Source organism: Thermosynechococcus sp. M98_K2018_005, assembly GCF_015295825.1.
Taxonomy (GTDB): Bacteria; Cyanobacteriota; Cyanobacteriia; order Thermosynechococcales; family Thermosynechococcaceae; genus Thermosynechococcus.
The window spans coordinates 32,419-47,361 of sequence record NZ_DVEH01000042.1 but is presented as its reverse complement, the minus strand read 5'-3'; the positions used below and the strand labels follow the sequence as shown (position 1 = coordinate 47,361).

The following is a 14,943-nucleotide window of genomic DNA, read 5'->3' as shown; positions in this document are numbered from 1 at the left end:
CCCTGTTTTATTTGCTGGCTGCCCTGGCAGTCTTGGGAATTGTCTTGGCGGCCACCTTCCTGAAGCCGGATCCGCCAACGTCCACAGCGGTCGAATAAAAATTGGCTAGAGCTGATACGCTAGCGGTAGTTTTGCATTCATTGAAGCAAAGGGAGTCAGCACAGCACAAATGTACGACTGCATTATTGTCGGTGGTGGGCCTGCGGGGGGGGCAGCCGCTTATCATCTGGCGCGGCGCCAGCGTTCGGTTTTAGTCCTCGAAAAAGCCGCCCTCCCTCGCCAAAAACCCTGCACAGGGGGCGTTTCACCGGTGGTTGGTCAATGGTTTGATTTTGATTTTCAGCCTGCCATTGCCGATACCACCCGCACTGTGCGCTACAGTTGGCAGCTCAGTGATGCCATTGAAGCTGAGTTAAGCATTCCCGAACCCATCTGGATTGTTGATCGCACGGTGTTTGATCAGTACCTGTTGCAGCAGGCACAACAAAAAGGTGCGGTTGTAACGGATCAGACCGAGGTTACCGGGATTAGGTTCCAGGCAGATCACTGGCAAATCCACACGGCAACCACGACCTATGGCGGGCGGTATCTGATTGCTGCCGATGGTGCTAATAGTCAAATGGCTCAGTGGCTAGGGTTTAAGCCCAAAGTCGTGCGCACTGCAGCGGTGATGACTGTCCCCAACCCCACGGGCGATCGCGCGGCGCATTTTGAATTTGGCCTCGTGAGCAATGGCTACCTCTGGAGTTTTCCCAAGGGAGATCAGCGAACGGTGGGGGTTGCTGTTGTGCGGGGGAACGATCGCCTCACCTGGGAACCGATTTTGCAACAGTATTGTGCCGCCCATCAGCTTCAGCTTGCGGATTGCCCGATTCAATATCATCCCCTCTGTGTCTGGGAAGGTCGGCAGCCCCTGCATACCCACCATGCCCTCCTTGCGGGTGAAGCCGCTGGTCTGGTGGATCCCTTTTCTGCTGAGGGAGTTCGTCCCGCCCTTTACAGTGGCATGCGTGCTGCCGAAGCCATTGATGCCGCCCTTGGGGGAGAAGCGGATGCCTTGGCCACCTACAGCAAAACCTTGCAGGAGGAATGGGGGACGGACTTAGTGTGGGCACAACGCCTGGCTGGGCTTTTCCATCGTATGCCGCGGGTCGGCTATCGCCTTGCCATGAAACGTCCCTCCGCCACCCAGCGGCTCGGTCAAGTCCTCTGTGGTGAATTGCGCTATCGCGATATTGCTGGCCGCGCTATCCAACGTCTCAGCAGTTCCCTGATTCCCGGTCGCTAGATCTCCAGCTCAATCGCCGTGGGCTGGTTGGGGGCGATCGCCAGCCCTTTGCGGACGCCAAGAATGCGAAAGACCTGAATTTTGCGCTCTTTGCCCTTGAGTTCCAACGGTCCCCATGCCTCGACCTCGTAGCGATCGCCCAGATACTCCAGCGTTTCCTGTGCCACTAAAATCCGACACGGGCTAGGCTGGCGGTGCTTGTCCACACTCTCAAGGCGCGAGGCGGTATTTACACTGTCGCCAATAACACCGTACTCGAGGCGATTTTTGCTACCAAGACTGCCGACAACAATCGGACCCGTATAAATCCCCGCCCGCATCATCACCTGCGGTAGCCCTTGAGCCGCCCATTCGCGGTTCAGTTCGTCTAGGAGTTGTCCCAAGGCCAAGGCACAATCCACAGCATTGCGGGCATCAACGGCAATTCCTTCGCGGCTTGTCCGTTTAATGGGCACGCCAAACACCGCCATAATGCCATCACCGGTAAACTTATTAATCACGCCGTGGTAGCTTTGCACCACATCCGCTACTTTCTCGAGATAGGCATTGAGCCAGTTAAAAAGTTCCTCCGGTTCCATACCTTCAGAAATGGTGCTAAACCCCCTCAAGTCGGTAAAGAGCAGTGTGGCAATCAGGCGTTGGCCGGGTAACTTGCCATCCTTGAGGAGTTCATCGCGCCGTTCCCACATGGCGGCGGCAATTTCTGGGGAGATACTTTGACCCAAGAGGCGCATCACCATCTGCCGTTGCTGCTGGGCTTGCTGTGCCGTATAGCTGACCACCCCGCCACTGCCAAGAAGGAGCGTCAATGCCGGCGGCACAAGGGGAACCCAGCCTAACTTGAGGAATAGGCCGTAACAGGTGAGCAAAAGAAGCAATAGGGCTGTTGCTACTGCTGCCGCTAAGGCTAGAGGATGGCGCACTCCCCAAGCAAGGAGCGCACCAATCAATGCCCAAAGAACAATCCAAACATTCTCGACACTGTTAGGCCAAAACCAAATGACGGCGCGATCGCCCAAGCCCGCATCAATGAATTGCCCCACCATTTGGGCGTGGATAAACACCCCTGCCATACGCTGATTGTCCCGCAGGCCGGAACTAAAGGGGGTATAGAAAAAATCTTTGCCACTTTCGGCAATGTTGCCAATCAAAACCACGCGATCGCGAATCAATTCCGGTGCTACTCGTTCCGTCAGCACATCCTCAAGGGGCACCCACGTCACTGCTCGCTGATCACCGCGATAGTTGAGCATAACCTGATAGCCCGCCGTATCTGCCCCCACATAGCCGCCATCATTGGGTTGTAGGGGTGTGAAAATGCTCTGTCCCAACTGCATCACATTGGGATCCGCATCACTGCCGCGAGGCTCGATCCCCTCATCCGCCAGATACCGCAGCGCTAGCCGCAATGAGAAGGAGTAAAGCGTATTCCCCTGATCGTCCGGCAAAAAGAGTAAACTGCGACGGACAATGCCCCCGGCATCAACCGTGACATCATTAAATCCCACCTGATCGGCACTCAGGGCAGCCGGCGGACGAATGGTCGGGTGAGTGGCATCCCCCAGTTTCGTGACAGCAAAGAGGCGATCAGAATTCAGCCAAAGGCGGTTTAGCGCTTCATGCCCCGGCGGTACCGGAAAATCGCGGTAAATATCCAAGCCAATGGCACGGGGTTCATGTTTGAGGAGTTTTTGGAAGGCTTGGGCGTAAAGCTGATCCGGCAGCGATAGGGAGCGGTAACGTTGAATATCGGCTTCAGTGACTGCCACCACTAATAGTCGCGGATCAGGGCCGGGCATGGGGCGCAATTGCATCAGGCGATCGTAGGCACCCAATTCCAGCGGTTGGAGCCAACCCATTTGACGAATCCCAATCACAACCGTGCTGGCTATGGCACTGACCACGACAATCGGGCCCAGATCAGCAAAGGTGCGGCGAAAGTGGGACAATAGGGGCAGCATAGCTTTGCAGACAAGCAAAAGATTTCCTTCATCCTATCGCTATGAAAAATTACTTGGTAGCGACATTGGGCGATCGCCTCCAGGCCGAGGCCGTTTATACCCAGCTTGAAAAGGACGGCTTCCCGATGGAAAAAGTAGCCCTGCTGGGTCGAGGTTACAAACAGTGGGCAGAGTTGGGACTCATTGATCCGTTTCAAGTCGCCCGCCAGCAAATGCAACGAATGTTGATCTGGCTTGTGCCCTTTGGCTTCTTTGCCGGTTTTACCTTTAACCAAGCGACTCAAATTGACATTCTGCCAATGCTGGATCGCCTCAACAATAGTCTTTTGGGGGGCATCTTTGGGGCGATCGCTGGCGCTCTCGGTAGTCTCACCGTAGGTGGTGGTCTCCAGGTGGTGATTACGGGTAAGTCCGGCATCCCCTTTGAAAAGCGATTGCAGCGGGGCAAATACCTGATCCTGATTCAAGGTAGCGACAGTGAGATTCGTCGCGCCGAACGTCTCCTCAAAGTGCAACCCCTAGAAAACCTGCAAAGCTACACCCTCGACGAGTAGGGAATTGTTTTCTCAAAACGGGAAGCTCAAGTCTCCCCCCTTATGTGGTATATTAAAAAATCGCGATGAAAGGGTCGGTGCCCGAGTGGTTAATGGGGGCGGACTGTAAATCCGTTGGCTACGCCTACGCTGGTTCGAATCCAGCCCGGCCCATAGAGATAAAAAAGCCTGAGCCCGAGGAATATCAAGGGTTTTAAGTTCACTTTTTTTGTAAGTAAACGATTTGTTGCTGTTACTTGCTCAATACAGGGGCAAAAATTGCAGCAGATGGTTAAACGGCAGGATGGAACCGATGCCCGGGGATTCTTGGTGGCGCTGTTGGTGCTGGCTGCTAGCTTAATCACTAAGCTGCTGTTCTTTGACACGCCACGCCTTTGATGAAGTTTTGCGATCGCCCAATCGACGGGACGACCGCGAGTATCCCCCCGGAGAAATTCTGGCTTCTGGGTTTTTAACGTGCTATCTGATCCATTTACGCTGAACACGGCTGAGCACTACTACTCAACACTGAAGCGATAGCATCCCACGCATTACTGAGCAGGAAGGCGGTATCCTGCAAAGCCCTAAGAAAAGTTCCCAAGGCGCCTTGCCAATCACCTAGCATCCTGTGGTAGCATGACCGAACTTCCGACCCGCCTTGACCACCATGTCCGCAGAAAAAGCAAACGGTAGTTGGTTGTCAACCTTGTGGCACTCATCAATCAAGTTCTGAATCCGTTCTCGCACTCTGAAGGCGGCCATCCGCATCCGTCGCCGCCGCTTGGCGTTCACCTTGGTCATCCGAGAGACCCAGCTATCCAAGTCGGAATTGTGGTGACATCGCCTCGCCCCACTCGTTCCAATAAGGAAAGGAACTGTTGACGCTTGAAGTTGAGACCACCGCCAATCTCTGCCGCCACTTCGGCTCTAGGATAGAGTTCAACCAGTTTGGCAACTTGGCGATTGAGGTCAGGGCATTGTACAGCTATATCGATATCAGGTCATCCTCTAAATCCGTTGGCTACGCCTACGCTGGCTCGAATCCAGACCGGCCTATCAAAGTAAATAGGCAATTCCCTCAGCGAGAGCAATAATGCCTAGCCAAGGGTGCCACATCTGTCGCAGGGGCGATCGCGCAATCTTTTGACTGAGGATCAAACTGGCAAGGGTACTCACGACAAGTGTTGTCGTTTGCAGGAACCCGATCACCGCTGGATGGGCTTGCCAACTGGGCAAACTCGTGCCATCGAGGCCAAAGGTTGCAAAGGTTACGGGCAACAACTGACCCGCTTCCCCTAGACCAAGGGGCAAATAATAGGCCAAATTGGCACCCAGCACCAAAGGTAGATACCCATAGGCCAAGCGCACAAAGGGAACCGAGCCCTGTCGTTGTATCTGATGCCAACCCCATGCCAAGAGTCCCGGCAGAGCTAGCGCCCCCACCGCAATTATTGCCTGCACGCCAAAATGGGTCTCCGTCAGTCCCAGCCATGCTAGAAGCAGGGGTAAACGGTGCAATACCACCGCCCCTAAGAGCAAAAACAGCAGGCAAACTTCAGCCGCCGTAGCCTCATGACTGGTCCACAGATCAATGGCCGGGGGACGCAGATTCACTTCTACTGAGCGATGGGGGCAAGCCTTGAGACAGGTCATACACAAAACGCAATTGCGGTTATCCGTTAGTTGAGCGGGATGGGAATAGACGGGACAGCCCCCTGTTTCTTGACCTTCCCCAAGGGTAGGACCGCCTTTGTAGCATTGATAGGTCTGGCAACTGGCAGCGCACACCCCCTGCTGTGCCCGCAATTCAAGAATGGAGAGTTTGCCAAAGAGGCCATTCATGCCACCAATGGGGCAGAGATAGCGACACCAAAAGCGACGTTCATAGAGCTGAGAAAAAATCACCGCTCCCGCTGTAATCAAGATCAGCAGCCAACTGGATAGATAGGCAGTATTGGGTAAATCCCACAATTCTTCCCACAGGAGAATCACGGCAAAGAGGCCAAAGAGCACCCAGCCCCCCCAGCGTTCGGCGAGTTGACGCGGCCAAGGGCGCAGCTTGCGCGGCCAAATCTTCAGGGACAGCCTTTGCAGGACTTCGCCGTAGATCATAAAGGGGCAGACAGCACACCAAATGCGCCCCAAAAAGGGAAAGATCAGCAATGAGACCGGCCACCACCACGCCCAGAAGAGGTTCAGGGTAAAGTTGCGTGGGCGATCCTGGGGCCCCCAGAGACCAATGGCGACAATCAGGGGAAAAAGCCAAAGGGTCAGGCCATGGTTGAGGCGATCGGGCCACCACGGACTGCGTAGAAAAGCACGCAATTGGGGATAGGCATTGAGTAGGTTCCAACGAAATCGCCGTTGGCGCGATCGCTCCGGCCAAAAGACTTCTTCAGTGAGCAACTCCGCTCCCTCTGCTTGCACAAGGGCACGCTCCACCAGACTCGCCAACTCCCGCAAATTGCCGGGAAAATCATAACTTTGCAGCCGTCGTAGGGCTTCGGGGGTAATCCGAGGCTGGGGAATGCCCCGTTGCCGACAGTAGAGGGCAATATAGTAATTTACCAAGGCTTCAATGTCCGCTTTTGTCACCCGCAGCGGCGGCACTTTAATTTTGTGCTGCACTAGGTCTTGGCAATCGCAGCCTTTCTTTTCGGCAATCAGGATCAATCGCCCCGGAAAGTGGCGGGGGGGTACGGGGGACTCAGCGACGGGTTCATAGGTCTGTTCGGCCACAAGGCGGCGCAGTTGCGGATAGAGGTGGGCAGGCCATTCATGGACATTGTTGAGGATCAAGGTGCCCTCTGCGACCCAGTCGAGGAGACCGGGTTTCGTGGCTTTGCCAAAGAGTTCTGCCCCATTGGCGGATAAGGTGCCACAATTAAAACGAATCAGGGGTTGACGGCGATCGCGCGAGCCATAATGAATCAGCGCAGCAATATTGTCCTTTTCCAGACCCGGTTCACCAAAAATCAATACCGGCTGACGATGGCTTGCGGCCTCCTTAATCCCTTGGCGTAAACGCACGGCATAACGACTACTCCCCACAATCCCCTGTTTCACGCGCGGCACAAGATAGGGACGCAAGACTGCCTGCCGCTCCTGCTCGTGGGCAAGATCACTGAGGGTACTTTGCAACTGCTGCGACACCTGTTGGCGGAGTTCGGGAAATTGATCAGCCAATGTGGCAAACACCTCGCGGGGCAATGTCCACAATTCACAGTCCGTGAGCGTAATCACTGTTTGCGGCGCCCGTTGCTCCAGCACCAGTTCTGGCCAGTGTAAAACCGTTCCCGGTAGCAGGGTCGTTATAGTGGCGGGGCGATCGCGGGTGGTGCGGTAGGCTTCCAGTTCTCCCGATCTCAGGATCATCAGATGGGTTACGGGTGTCTCTTCAAGGACAATACGACGATTGGCCGCAATGGATTCTGTGCGCAGGGCGGCAGCGATCGCCTCTAATGCTTCCAAAGAAAGCGATCTCAGGGGAGTATGGGTTTGCAGCCAACTCAGGCGATCGGTCATCGAGGGCACCCCCCAACAAAATTAGTGATGAAGAAACCCCTCACTACCTATGGCTCAGTTCCTTTACCAAACTACGCTAGGATTGTAAAGGTTTCTTACGCTCCTCAACGCTCTATTACAAAACTCGCAGGAAGTCGCTATGAGTCTGCCGATTCGTAATGTTGCCATTATCGCCCACGTTGACCACGGCAAAACTACTCTGGTGGATGCCCTACTGCGTCAGTCGGGTACCTTTCGTGAAGGGGAAGATATTCCCGAGTGCGTCATGGACTCCAATGATCTGGAGCGGGAGCGCGGCATTACGATTTTGGCCAAGAATACAGCGGTTCGCTACAAAGACTTGACGATTAACATTGTGGATACCCCCGGCCACGCCGATTTTGGTGGTGAAGTGGAACGCGTCCTTGGCATGGTGGAGGGCTGTCTGCTGATCGTCGATGCCAACGAAGGGCCGATGCCCCAAACCCGGTTTGTCCTCAAAAAAGCCCTTGAAAAAGGTCTGCGTCCCATTGTGGTTGTGAATAAAATTGACCGGCCTCAGGCGGAACCCTACAAGGCAATTGATAAGGTGTTGGACTTATTTATTGAACTGGGGGCGGATGACGATCAGTGTGAGTTTCCTTATCTTTTTGCTTCGGGCTTAGCGGGCTACGCAAAAACGGATCTAGACGAAGAGGGCAAGGATATGCAGCCCCTCTTTGAAGCTATTGTCCGCCATATTCCACCGCCAGTGGGCAATCCCGATGCGCCGCTGCAACTTCAGGTGACCACTTTAGATTACTCGGAGTACCTGGGCCGAATTGTCATTGGCAAAATTCACAATGGTACGGTGCAGGTCGGGCAGCAGGCGGCCTTGGTCAAGGATAACGGCCAAATGGTCAAGGCAAAGATTACCAAACTCTTGGGCTTTGAGGGACTGAAGCGGATTGAATTGGACACCGCCAGTGCCGGCAATATTGTGGCGATCGCGGGCTTTAGTGATGCCAACATTGGCGAAACCATCACCGACCCCAACAACCCCCAAGCCCTACCCCTGATCAAGGTGGATGAACCGACCCTGCAAATGACCTTTGCGGTCAATGACTCCCCCTTTGCGGGTCAGGAGGGAACCTTTGTAACCTCGCGGCAATTGCGCGATCGCCTGTTTCGGGAACTGGAAACCAACGTGGCGCTGCGGGTCGAAGAAACCGACTCCCCTGATCGCTTTGCCGTTTCTGGTCGGGGTGAATTGCACCTTGGCATTCTCATTGAAACGATGCGCCGCGAAGGCTATGAATTTCAAGTGTCCCAGCCGCAGGTGATCTACCGTGAAGTGAATGGTCAGCCCTGCGAACCCTACGAATGCTTAGTGCTGGACGTTCCCGATGAAGCCGTTGGCGGCTGTATTGAGCGTCTAGGCCAGCGACGCGGCGAAATGCAGGATATGCGGGTGGGGGGCAATGGTCGGACGCAACTGGAGTTTGTGATTCCAGCGCGGGGTCTCATTGGTTTCCGGGGCGAATTTATGCGCCTAACACGCGGCGAAGGGATTATGAACCACAGCTTTTTGGACTATCGTCCCTTGGCAGGCGAGATCAGCACCCGTCGCAATGGCGTCTTAATTGCCTTTGAGGAGGGCACGGCCACCTTCTATGCCCTGAAAAACGCCGAAGATCGTGGTGTCTTTTTCATTACCCCCGGCACCAAAGTCTATAAGGGCATGATTGTCGGTGAGCACAACCGTCCCCAAGACCTTGAAATCAATGTCTGCAAAGCCAAACAACTCACCAACTTCCGCTCCTCAACGGGGGATGAACTGGTGCAACTGCAAGCACCCGTGGAAATGAGCCTAGAGCGGGCACTGGAATACATTGGCCCCGATGAACTAGTGGAGGTGACCCCCCAATCCATTCGACTGCGGAAAATGAGCAAGAAGCTGGCACGCCGCTAATGCTTACGAATGCCTTTTTTGCCCTCTCGCTGTTGCCCTATTTGGGGTTCTTGTACTTTATGACCCGCAACCCCAATACACCCCGTTTAGCCCTGATTGGCTTCTATGGGACGCTGGTGTTTGTCGCTGTCACGATTCCAGCGGGACTCTATGCCCAAAAGGTTTATGGTACAACACTGGCCAACGTGGATGGGTTGCACGGGGGAGCGGAATTTTTCTTAACGCTGGCCAATATTCTCATTGCCTTAGGCTTTCGCCGCACCCTCAAGGAGTCCGCCTAATTTGCCTATTGCCAGCGGCATAGCCAAAGAAAGCGAAGCCAACTGCGCAGGAGCGCCAAACCCGCGAGTGCTGCTACTGTAAAAAGAGCGATCGCCCCCCCCAACGCTTTGGCTGACCACAGCATTCCCCCCGCCAAGAGGGTAAAACCAGCCAGTCCCAAATAGACTAAACAAATCAACAAACTCTCAATCCGCCGCAGTTGCCGCTCCATCATGGGATTGCGCACCGACAGTTGCAGTTCGCCGCGAGCCAAGCGATCCTCTAACTGTTGTAGCCGCACTTCAAGCCGACTGGGCTGCTGTAATCGCTGGCTGATTAGGGTTTGGGTTTGGTGAATCAGTTCTCGCCAGCCCCCCCGCGAGTGACGCATCAATTCCTTGACAAAGGGTTGGGCCGCCGCACTCAGGTTGTACCCAGGGTCTAAACTGCGGGCAATCCCATCAAGGGTTGTGAGGGACTTGAGAATATAGGTCATCTTTGCGGGTAGGCGAAAGGGTTGCTGCTCAAAAAGGGCATACACCTCCTGTTGCAATTCCCGAAAGGCGGTTAAATCCACAGGCCGTTCGGTAAATCGATCCAGAATCAATTGCATAATCCGTTGTAAGGGCACCCTATCGGTAACAGGTATCAATAGCCCCAGTTCAATTAAGGCAGCAATCACGCGATCGCTATCCTTTTGCAGCACCGCAAAAAATGTTTGCACCATCTGCTCCTGGTTGAGGGCTGGCACTTCCGTCATCATGCCGTAGTCATAAAAGATGAGATCCCCCTCTTTGGTCACCGCCAAGTTCCCCGGATGGGGGTCAGCGTGGAAGAAGCCATCAATCAATAACTGCTTGAGGTAGCAACAAATCCCGCGCTGGTTAATCATTTGTGGATTCAAGCCAAAGGCTTCGATGGCAGCGCGATTGTCAATGCGAATGCCGGGGAGATACTCCATCGTCAGGACATAGCGGCAAGTATGCGTCCAATAGACCTTAGGAACACGGATATGGGGGTCTTGGACAAAATTGGCCCGAAAGCGATCGGCATTTTGCCCCTCCTGAACGTAATCAATTTCCCGCAGCAGAATACTAAAAAACTCCTCATAGATCTCTTGGAGGGCATAGGGACGTAGAAAGGGGAGCCAGCGATCGCCCCAGCGAATGAGTTCACCAATGGCCAGATAGTCCAGATACAGTTGCGCCTCTAGGTGTGGGCGTTGCACCTTCACCACTACCTCTTCACCACTGTGGAGCGTTGCCCGATGGACTTGGCCCAGACTGGCGGCTGCAAGGGGTTTTGGATCAAATGTGGCGTAGAGATCCCCAAGGGATTGTCCCAAGTGCTGCTCAATCAGGGTGATCGCCCGCCGTGAGTCAAAAGGAGGCACCTGATCCTGTAGTTTCCTCAGCGCCTCAATGTAGGCGGGGGGCAACAGATCAAACCGAGTCGAGAGAAATTGACCAATTTTAATAAACGTTGGTCCCAAGACCAATAATTGCTGTACGAGCCAACGGGCCCGTTGCGATTGGGCGCGATCGCTCCGCCGCCGCCAAGTATAGTCCCACAGCAGTTGACCCCCAAAGCGCCCCAACACCCCCACAATTTGGCTCACACGGCACAACAGCAGCCAGCGACTGGGACGATAGGTAGAGGCAGTAACCAGCATTCAGCAGCAATCACGAAAAGTGCCCAACCTCAACAATACCCCCTTTTTCACGGGCATTCAGACTTGCTGCCCCTGATTCTCTTCTGCGGTGTCTATGATGAGAACTAGAGTCCTGATCGGAATTTGCTATGGCGACGACACGTCAATTTAGTAGCTTCAGCGATCTCCTAGCCACCACAGATAAACCCCTCTTGGTTGACTTTTATGCCGACTGGTGTGGTCCCTGCCGCATGATGGCGCCGATTTTAGAGCAGGTCAAGCAAGTCATGAAATCAGGCGTTGAGGTCGTCAAAATTGACTCTGAGCGCTATCCCCAACTGTCGAGCCAATACCACGTTCACGCTCTGCCAACCTTGATTCTCTTCCACCGCGGCCGTGAGGTTCAGCGCTGGGAAGGGGTCCAGCCGCCAGAAGTTCTGATTGACGCCATTCGCCGCCTGTAAAATTCTTCAAAAGATAAGGGGTTTGAGGAATCAGTCAGGATTGGCCAATATCAGCTATTGGACGTTGCTCGTACCACCGTTGGCGGGGGGCGTCATCGGCTACTTTACGAATGATTTAGCCATTACCATGCTCTTTCGCCCCTACAAACCTATTTATGTAGGGGGCAAGCAACTCCCCTTTACCCCTGGTCTGATTCCCCGCAATCAGGAGCGGCTGGCTCGTCGCATTGCCGATGCCATTCTGGGCTCTTTGCTGACACCAGAGGAACTGCAAAACTTAGCGCGGCGGCTGTTGCAAGTGGAGCGAGTGAAGGCGGTCATCCATTGGCTCCTCCAGACAAGTCTAAGCCAAATTCAGGCTCAAAGTGAACAGCGATCGGCCCAAGTTTTGGCCAATATTCTACGGGATTTTTTCGGCACTGCCCTACCCCGTTTGATGAAAGTGTGGTCGCGGCGGGAAGATTTTCTGGAACCCCAACTGAATCAACTGTTTGATCAGGTGCTAGTGGAGCTGCAACTGAGTGATGAACAGGCGGAGAAGCTGGCAGATTGGCTGCTGTCGGTCATGTTGCCCCCCGATCGCCTGCGACTGGCGATTATTGACTTTCTCACCGATCGCACGATTAATGTTCTCGATCAAGAACTACGCCAAAATACCAGTGGCACCTACTGGGTGGTGGCTAATCTGGTGGGGGTGCGCAATACGTTAATTCGCCTGCGGGAGTATTGTCTCAATGAACGCGAAGCCTGTAACCGCCGCCTTGGAGAATTAATCACGGCATTGGCACTGCGGCAACGCTTGGTGGAAGCGCTGCAAAATATCACCCTACAAAGTTTACCCCTCGGTACGGTGCGGGAGCTACGGCAACTGTTTCGGCAGACGGTGCGCAGCTACATCCAAGAACAGGGCTTTGGTGTCATTGAAACGGTGAGCCAAACGGTGGAGTGGGAAACGATTTCCCTGAGTATTTTGCGGCGACTGCGGGATTCGGCAAGTCTGGGTGCTTCGCTGGCAGTAGTTAGTGATGAATTGGCTCTAGTGCTCGATCGCTATCTGGAACGGGATATGGAACTGATTATTGAGCGGGCAATTCCGATTTTGGATTTGGATCGGGTAATTGTGGAGCGGGTCAAGGCCACCTCGCCAGAAAATCTGGAACTAGCCATTCAGGGCATTGTTCGCAGTGAGTTGCAAGCCATTGTCCGCTTGGGGGGTATTCTTGGCTTTTTGATTGGTGTCGTGCAGGCGGGCTTTTTGTACTGGCAAAGTCTGCAGGCGCCCTAAACTGGGACTTTCACCTCAGATTCACCCGCCAACTGGCGCAGGTTTTGGCAGCGAATCAGTTCAGTGACATCAAGGACACGACGGCGCTCCAACTCTGCCACCTGAGAAATGCCTGAAAGGAGGGCTTTGGCTGCCTCTTGTGCACTGTAGCCGCGCCGTTGAGCCAATTGCAAAGCTTGGCGATCGGCCGCCACTTCCACGGGAATTCCCCGCGTATTTTGCCACACTTGAAGCCCAGCAAAGGTGGTTAGCCCCCCGGCTACCAAAATGCCGACAGGATCTGCTTGGACAACTTGTAAAACTGTACCCAGCAAGCCTGCCACCGTGAGTCCTTGGTAGAGGTCAAGTTTGATCAAACCCGTGGTGTCAAACCAAGCTACTGCCCGCAGCAATAAGAGATCGCGCTCTGGGGTATCGAGATGCTGCCACAGGCGAAAGTTAATTTCAATCGGGCGATCGCCCCAAGGGAGAGCGGGCTGATAGCGCAGGACTTGGCTTTGTTGTGGTCGAGAAACCAACTTACAGCGCATCCGTGCCGACGCCGGCATCAGATCAAGTAGACGACGAATCTCAGCCTCTGGGGTCATAGGGGTAGTCATACCATCAATGCTCTGACCCTAGTCTGCCATTACCCTACCTTTCCGGCAATCTTCTGGATTCCTTAAAATAAAGGGGCATGTGTTTTTTGTGCCCAAATCAAAATGGTGATGACATCGGCCTTTGCCCCCTTAGAACAATCGCTGGTCGCTTCTCCCCAAGAATTGCCCGCCGTGGATGTGGCGATTGTGGGTGCGGGGATTGTGGGTCTGAGTTTGGCCTGTGCTCTACGCAACAGTGGCCTAGCGATCGCCCTCATTGAGGCAACCCCCTACGCGCGGGAAAACACCAAAGGCCAAGCCTATGCCCTGCACCAAGTGTCTCGTTATTTCTTTGAGGGGATAGGGGTGTGGGATAAGCTAATGCCCCATGTGCAGCCCTTTGAGGTGGTGCAACTCTCCGATGGACGGTTCTCCTTGACGGTTCGCTTTTCCCCAGCCGATTTAGGCACAGAAGCCATTGGTTATGTGGCTGAGCACGCCGCGATCGCTGAGACCCTGCAGAGCGTTTTACAGGCCGTTGATAATGTTACATTCTATTGCCCGTGGCGGGTGGTGACCAATGAAGTGCAAGGCGATCGCGCTCAGTTGACGCTCATTTCTGGTGACTCTGCCGCACCCAAGGTGGCTCACTTGGCAGCACGTTTAGTGGTGGCAGCAGATGGTGGCAAGTCTCCCCTGCGGCAGCAGATGGGCATTGAACCTAAGGGATGGCAATATGGTCAGTCCTGTGTGGTTGCCACCCTCGATGTTGCCCATCCCCAACCCGTGATCGCCTATGAACGCTTTTGGCCAACAGGCCCCATGGGGGTGCTGCCCCTACCGGGGAATCGCTACCGAGTTGTTTGGACACTGCCCCACCCAGAGGCGGAAGCCGTTGCTGCCCTCGACGATCGCGCCTTTCTAGCGAAACTTCAGCCCTATCTTGACCCGCAGATGGCGGAGATTACTGGTGTCAGCGATCGCTTTATTTTCCCCACCCGCCTGATGCAGGTCAGTTCCTATGTGGGCGATCGCTTTGTTGTCATTGGCGATGCTGCCCATCGTTGTCATCCGGTGGGAGGGCAGGGGCTAAATCTAGGCTTGCGGGATGTATGGGCACTGGCACAACAAATTCTCGCTACGCCTTGTGAGAGACTGGGCGATCGCCCTGCCTTGGTGCAATTTCACCGTCAACGCTGGTGGCAAAATGCCCTAACCCTTGGATTTACCGACCTACTCAATCGGCTTTTTTCCAATGCATGGTGGCCTTTGGTGGGGGTGCGCCGCTGGGGCTTGTGGCTGTTGCGAACCGTTTTGCCTCTCAAGCGTCTGGTGCTGCGGTTTATGGCCGGTCTCCTGCTACCCCTACCGAGCGATCGTAAATTCCCCAGAGGGCATTAAAACTTTCTACGCAATTATCTCTAGCGCCCTCATTCTGTAGTATCAATTTGACAGAGAAACGAACCG

General features: G+C 54.4%; 11 protein-coding genes, 1 tRNA gene and 2 pseudogenes. 8 read left to right on the top strand and 6 right to left on the bottom strand.

Annotation, left to right across the window (positions count from 1 at the left end):
• The first annotated feature begins 169 nt into the window (after positions 1-169).
• Positions 170-1,288 (top strand): geranylgeranyl reductase family protein, encoded by a 1,119-nt coding sequence (locus IGQ15_RS05635; protein ID WP_297049526.1) that lies wholly within the window; start codon positions 170-172, stop codon positions 1,286-1,288.
• Here IGQ15_RS05635 and IGQ15_RS05630 read toward each other — a convergent pair.
• Positions 1,285-3,249, bottom strand: coding sequence for an adenylate/guanylate cyclase domain-containing protein (locus IGQ15_RS05630; protein WP_297049523.1), 1,965 nt, complete (start codon positions 3,247-3,249; stop codon positions 1,285-1,287). The two genes, IGQ15_RS05635 and IGQ15_RS05630, sit on opposite strands and share 4 nt — an antisense overlap.
• 41 nt (positions 3,250-3,290) lie before the next feature.
• Between IGQ15_RS05630 and IGQ15_RS05625 the strand changes: the two genes are divergently transcribed.
• Positions 3,291-3,803, top strand: a complete 513-nt coding sequence (locus IGQ15_RS05625) for a hypothetical protein (RefSeq protein ID WP_297049520.1) — start codon at positions 3,291-3,293, stop codon at positions 3,801-3,803.
• A gap of 71 nt (positions 3,804-3,874) precedes the next feature.
• Positions 3,875-3,956, top strand: a tRNA-Tyr gene (locus IGQ15_RS05620).
• Positions 3,957-4,275: 319 nt separating this feature from the next.
• On the opposite strand, the pseudogene IGQ15_RS12035 reads toward IGQ15_RS05620, so the two are convergent.
• The 3 genes and pseudogenes from IGQ15_RS12035 to IGQ15_RS05610 form a co-directional block, all read right to left on the bottom strand.
• Positions 4,276-4,589 (bottom strand): annotated as a pseudogene (locus tag IGQ15_RS12035) (hypothetical protein); the annotation flags it as partial.
• 53 nt (positions 4,590-4,642) lie between these two features.
• A pseudogene (locus IGQ15_RS05615) lies at positions 4,643-4,753 on the bottom strand (IS607 family transposase); the annotation flags it as partial.
• A gap of 85 nt (positions 4,754-4,838) precedes the next feature.
• A complete protein-coding gene (locus IGQ15_RS05610) occupies positions 4,839-7,307 on the bottom strand; it encodes a cyclic nucleotide-binding domain-containing protein (RefSeq protein WP_297049517.1) in 2,469 nt (822 codons plus the stop codon).
• A 139-nt stretch (positions 7,308-7,446) separates the two neighbouring features.
• On the opposite strand from IGQ15_RS05610, the gene typA reads away from it, so the two are divergent.
• Both typA and IGQ15_RS05600 read left to right on the top strand, forming a co-directional pair.
• A complete protein-coding gene (gene typA, locus IGQ15_RS05605; RefSeq protein WP_297049515.1) occupies positions 7,447-9,237 on the top strand; it encodes a translational GTPase TypA in 1,791 nt (596 codons plus the stop codon).
• Complete coding sequence (locus IGQ15_RS05600) at positions 9,237-9,518, top strand: DUF3593 domain-containing protein (RefSeq protein WP_297049513.1); 282 nt, start codon at positions 9,237-9,239, stop codon at positions 9,516-9,518. The genes typA and IGQ15_RS05600 overlap by 1 nt, the downstream gene beginning before the upstream one ends.
• 5 nt (positions 9,519-9,523) lie before the next feature.
• On the opposite strand, the gene IGQ15_RS05595 is transcribed toward IGQ15_RS05600, so the two are convergent.
• On the bottom strand, positions 9,524-11,170 hold the full coding sequence (locus IGQ15_RS05595) for an AarF/ABC1/UbiB kinase family protein (RefSeq protein WP_297049511.1): 1,647 nt from the start codon (positions 11,168-11,170) through the stop codon (positions 9,524-9,526).
• Positions 11,171-11,298: 128 nt separating this feature from the next.
• Here IGQ15_RS05595 and trxA point away from each other — a divergent pair, with 128 nt between their 5' ends.
• Together trxA and IGQ15_RS05585 are read left to right on the top strand one after the other, a co-directional pair.
• A complete protein-coding gene (gene trxA, locus IGQ15_RS05590; protein ID WP_297049510.1) occupies positions 11,299-11,613 on the top strand; it encodes a thioredoxin in 315 nt (104 codons plus the stop codon).
• A 40-nt stretch (positions 11,614-11,653) separates the two neighbouring features.
• Positions 11,654-12,898 (top strand): DUF445 family protein, encoded by a 1,245-nt coding sequence (locus IGQ15_RS05585; RefSeq protein WP_297049507.1) that lies wholly within the window; start codon positions 11,654-11,656, stop codon positions 12,896-12,898.
• On the opposite strand, the gene IGQ15_RS05580 is transcribed toward IGQ15_RS05585, so the two are convergent.
• Positions 12,895-13,497, bottom strand: coding sequence for a DUF3318 domain-containing protein (locus IGQ15_RS05580; RefSeq protein WP_297049505.1), 603 nt, complete (start codon positions 13,495-13,497; stop codon positions 12,895-12,897). The genes IGQ15_RS05585 and IGQ15_RS05580 overlap by 4 nt on opposite strands.
• A gap of 108 nt (positions 13,498-13,605) precedes the next feature.
• On the opposite strand from IGQ15_RS05580, the gene IGQ15_RS05575 reads away from it, so the two are divergent.
• Positions 13,606-14,877 carry an FAD-dependent hydroxylase gene (locus IGQ15_RS05575; protein WP_297049502.1) on the top strand — a complete coding sequence of 424 codons (1,272 nt, stop codon included), beginning with the start codon at positions 13,606-13,608 and terminating at the stop codon, positions 14,875-14,877.
• The last annotated feature ends 66 nt before the right edge of the window (positions 14,878-14,943 follow it).

Bases quoted from the DNA above. Each gene is read 5' to 3' on its own strand.
- IGQ15_RS05625 (WP_297049520.1), top strand. From the start codon at position 3,291: ATGAAAAATTACTTGGTAGCGACATTGGGCGATCGCCTCCAGGCCGAG.
- IGQ15_RS05635 (WP_297049526.1), top strand. From the start codon at position 170: ATGTACGACTGCATTATTGTCGGTGGTGGGCCTGCGGGGGGGGCAGCC.
- trxA (WP_297049510.1), top strand. From the start codon at position 11,299: ATGGCGACGACACGTCAATTTAGTAGCTTCAGCGATCTCCTAGCCACC.
- IGQ15_RS05595 (WP_297049511.1), bottom strand. From the start codon at position 11,170: ATGCTGGTTACTGCCTCTACCTATCGTCCCAGTCGCTGGCTGCTGTTG.
- typA (WP_297049515.1), top strand. From the start codon at position 7,447: ATGAGTCTGCCGATTCGTAATGTTGCCATTATCGCCCACGTTGACCAC.
- IGQ15_RS05610 (WP_297049517.1), bottom strand. From the start codon at position 7,307: ATGACCGATCGCCTGAGTTGGCTGCAAACCCATACTCCCCTGAGATCG.
- IGQ15_RS05630 (WP_297049523.1), bottom strand. From the start codon at position 3,249: ATGCTGCCCCTATTGTCCCACTTTCGCCGCACCTTTGCTGATCTGGGC.
- IGQ15_RS05575 (WP_297049502.1), top strand. From the start codon at position 13,606: ATGACATCGGCCTTTGCCCCCTTAGAACAATCGCTGGTCGCTTCTCCC.
- IGQ15_RS05580 (WP_297049505.1), bottom strand. From the start codon at position 13,497: ATGACTACCCCTATGACCCCAGAGGCTGAGATTCGTCGTCTACTTGAT.
- IGQ15_RS05600 (WP_297049513.1), top strand. From the start codon at position 9,237: ATGCTTACGAATGCCTTTTTTGCCCTCTCGCTGTTGCCCTATTTGGGG.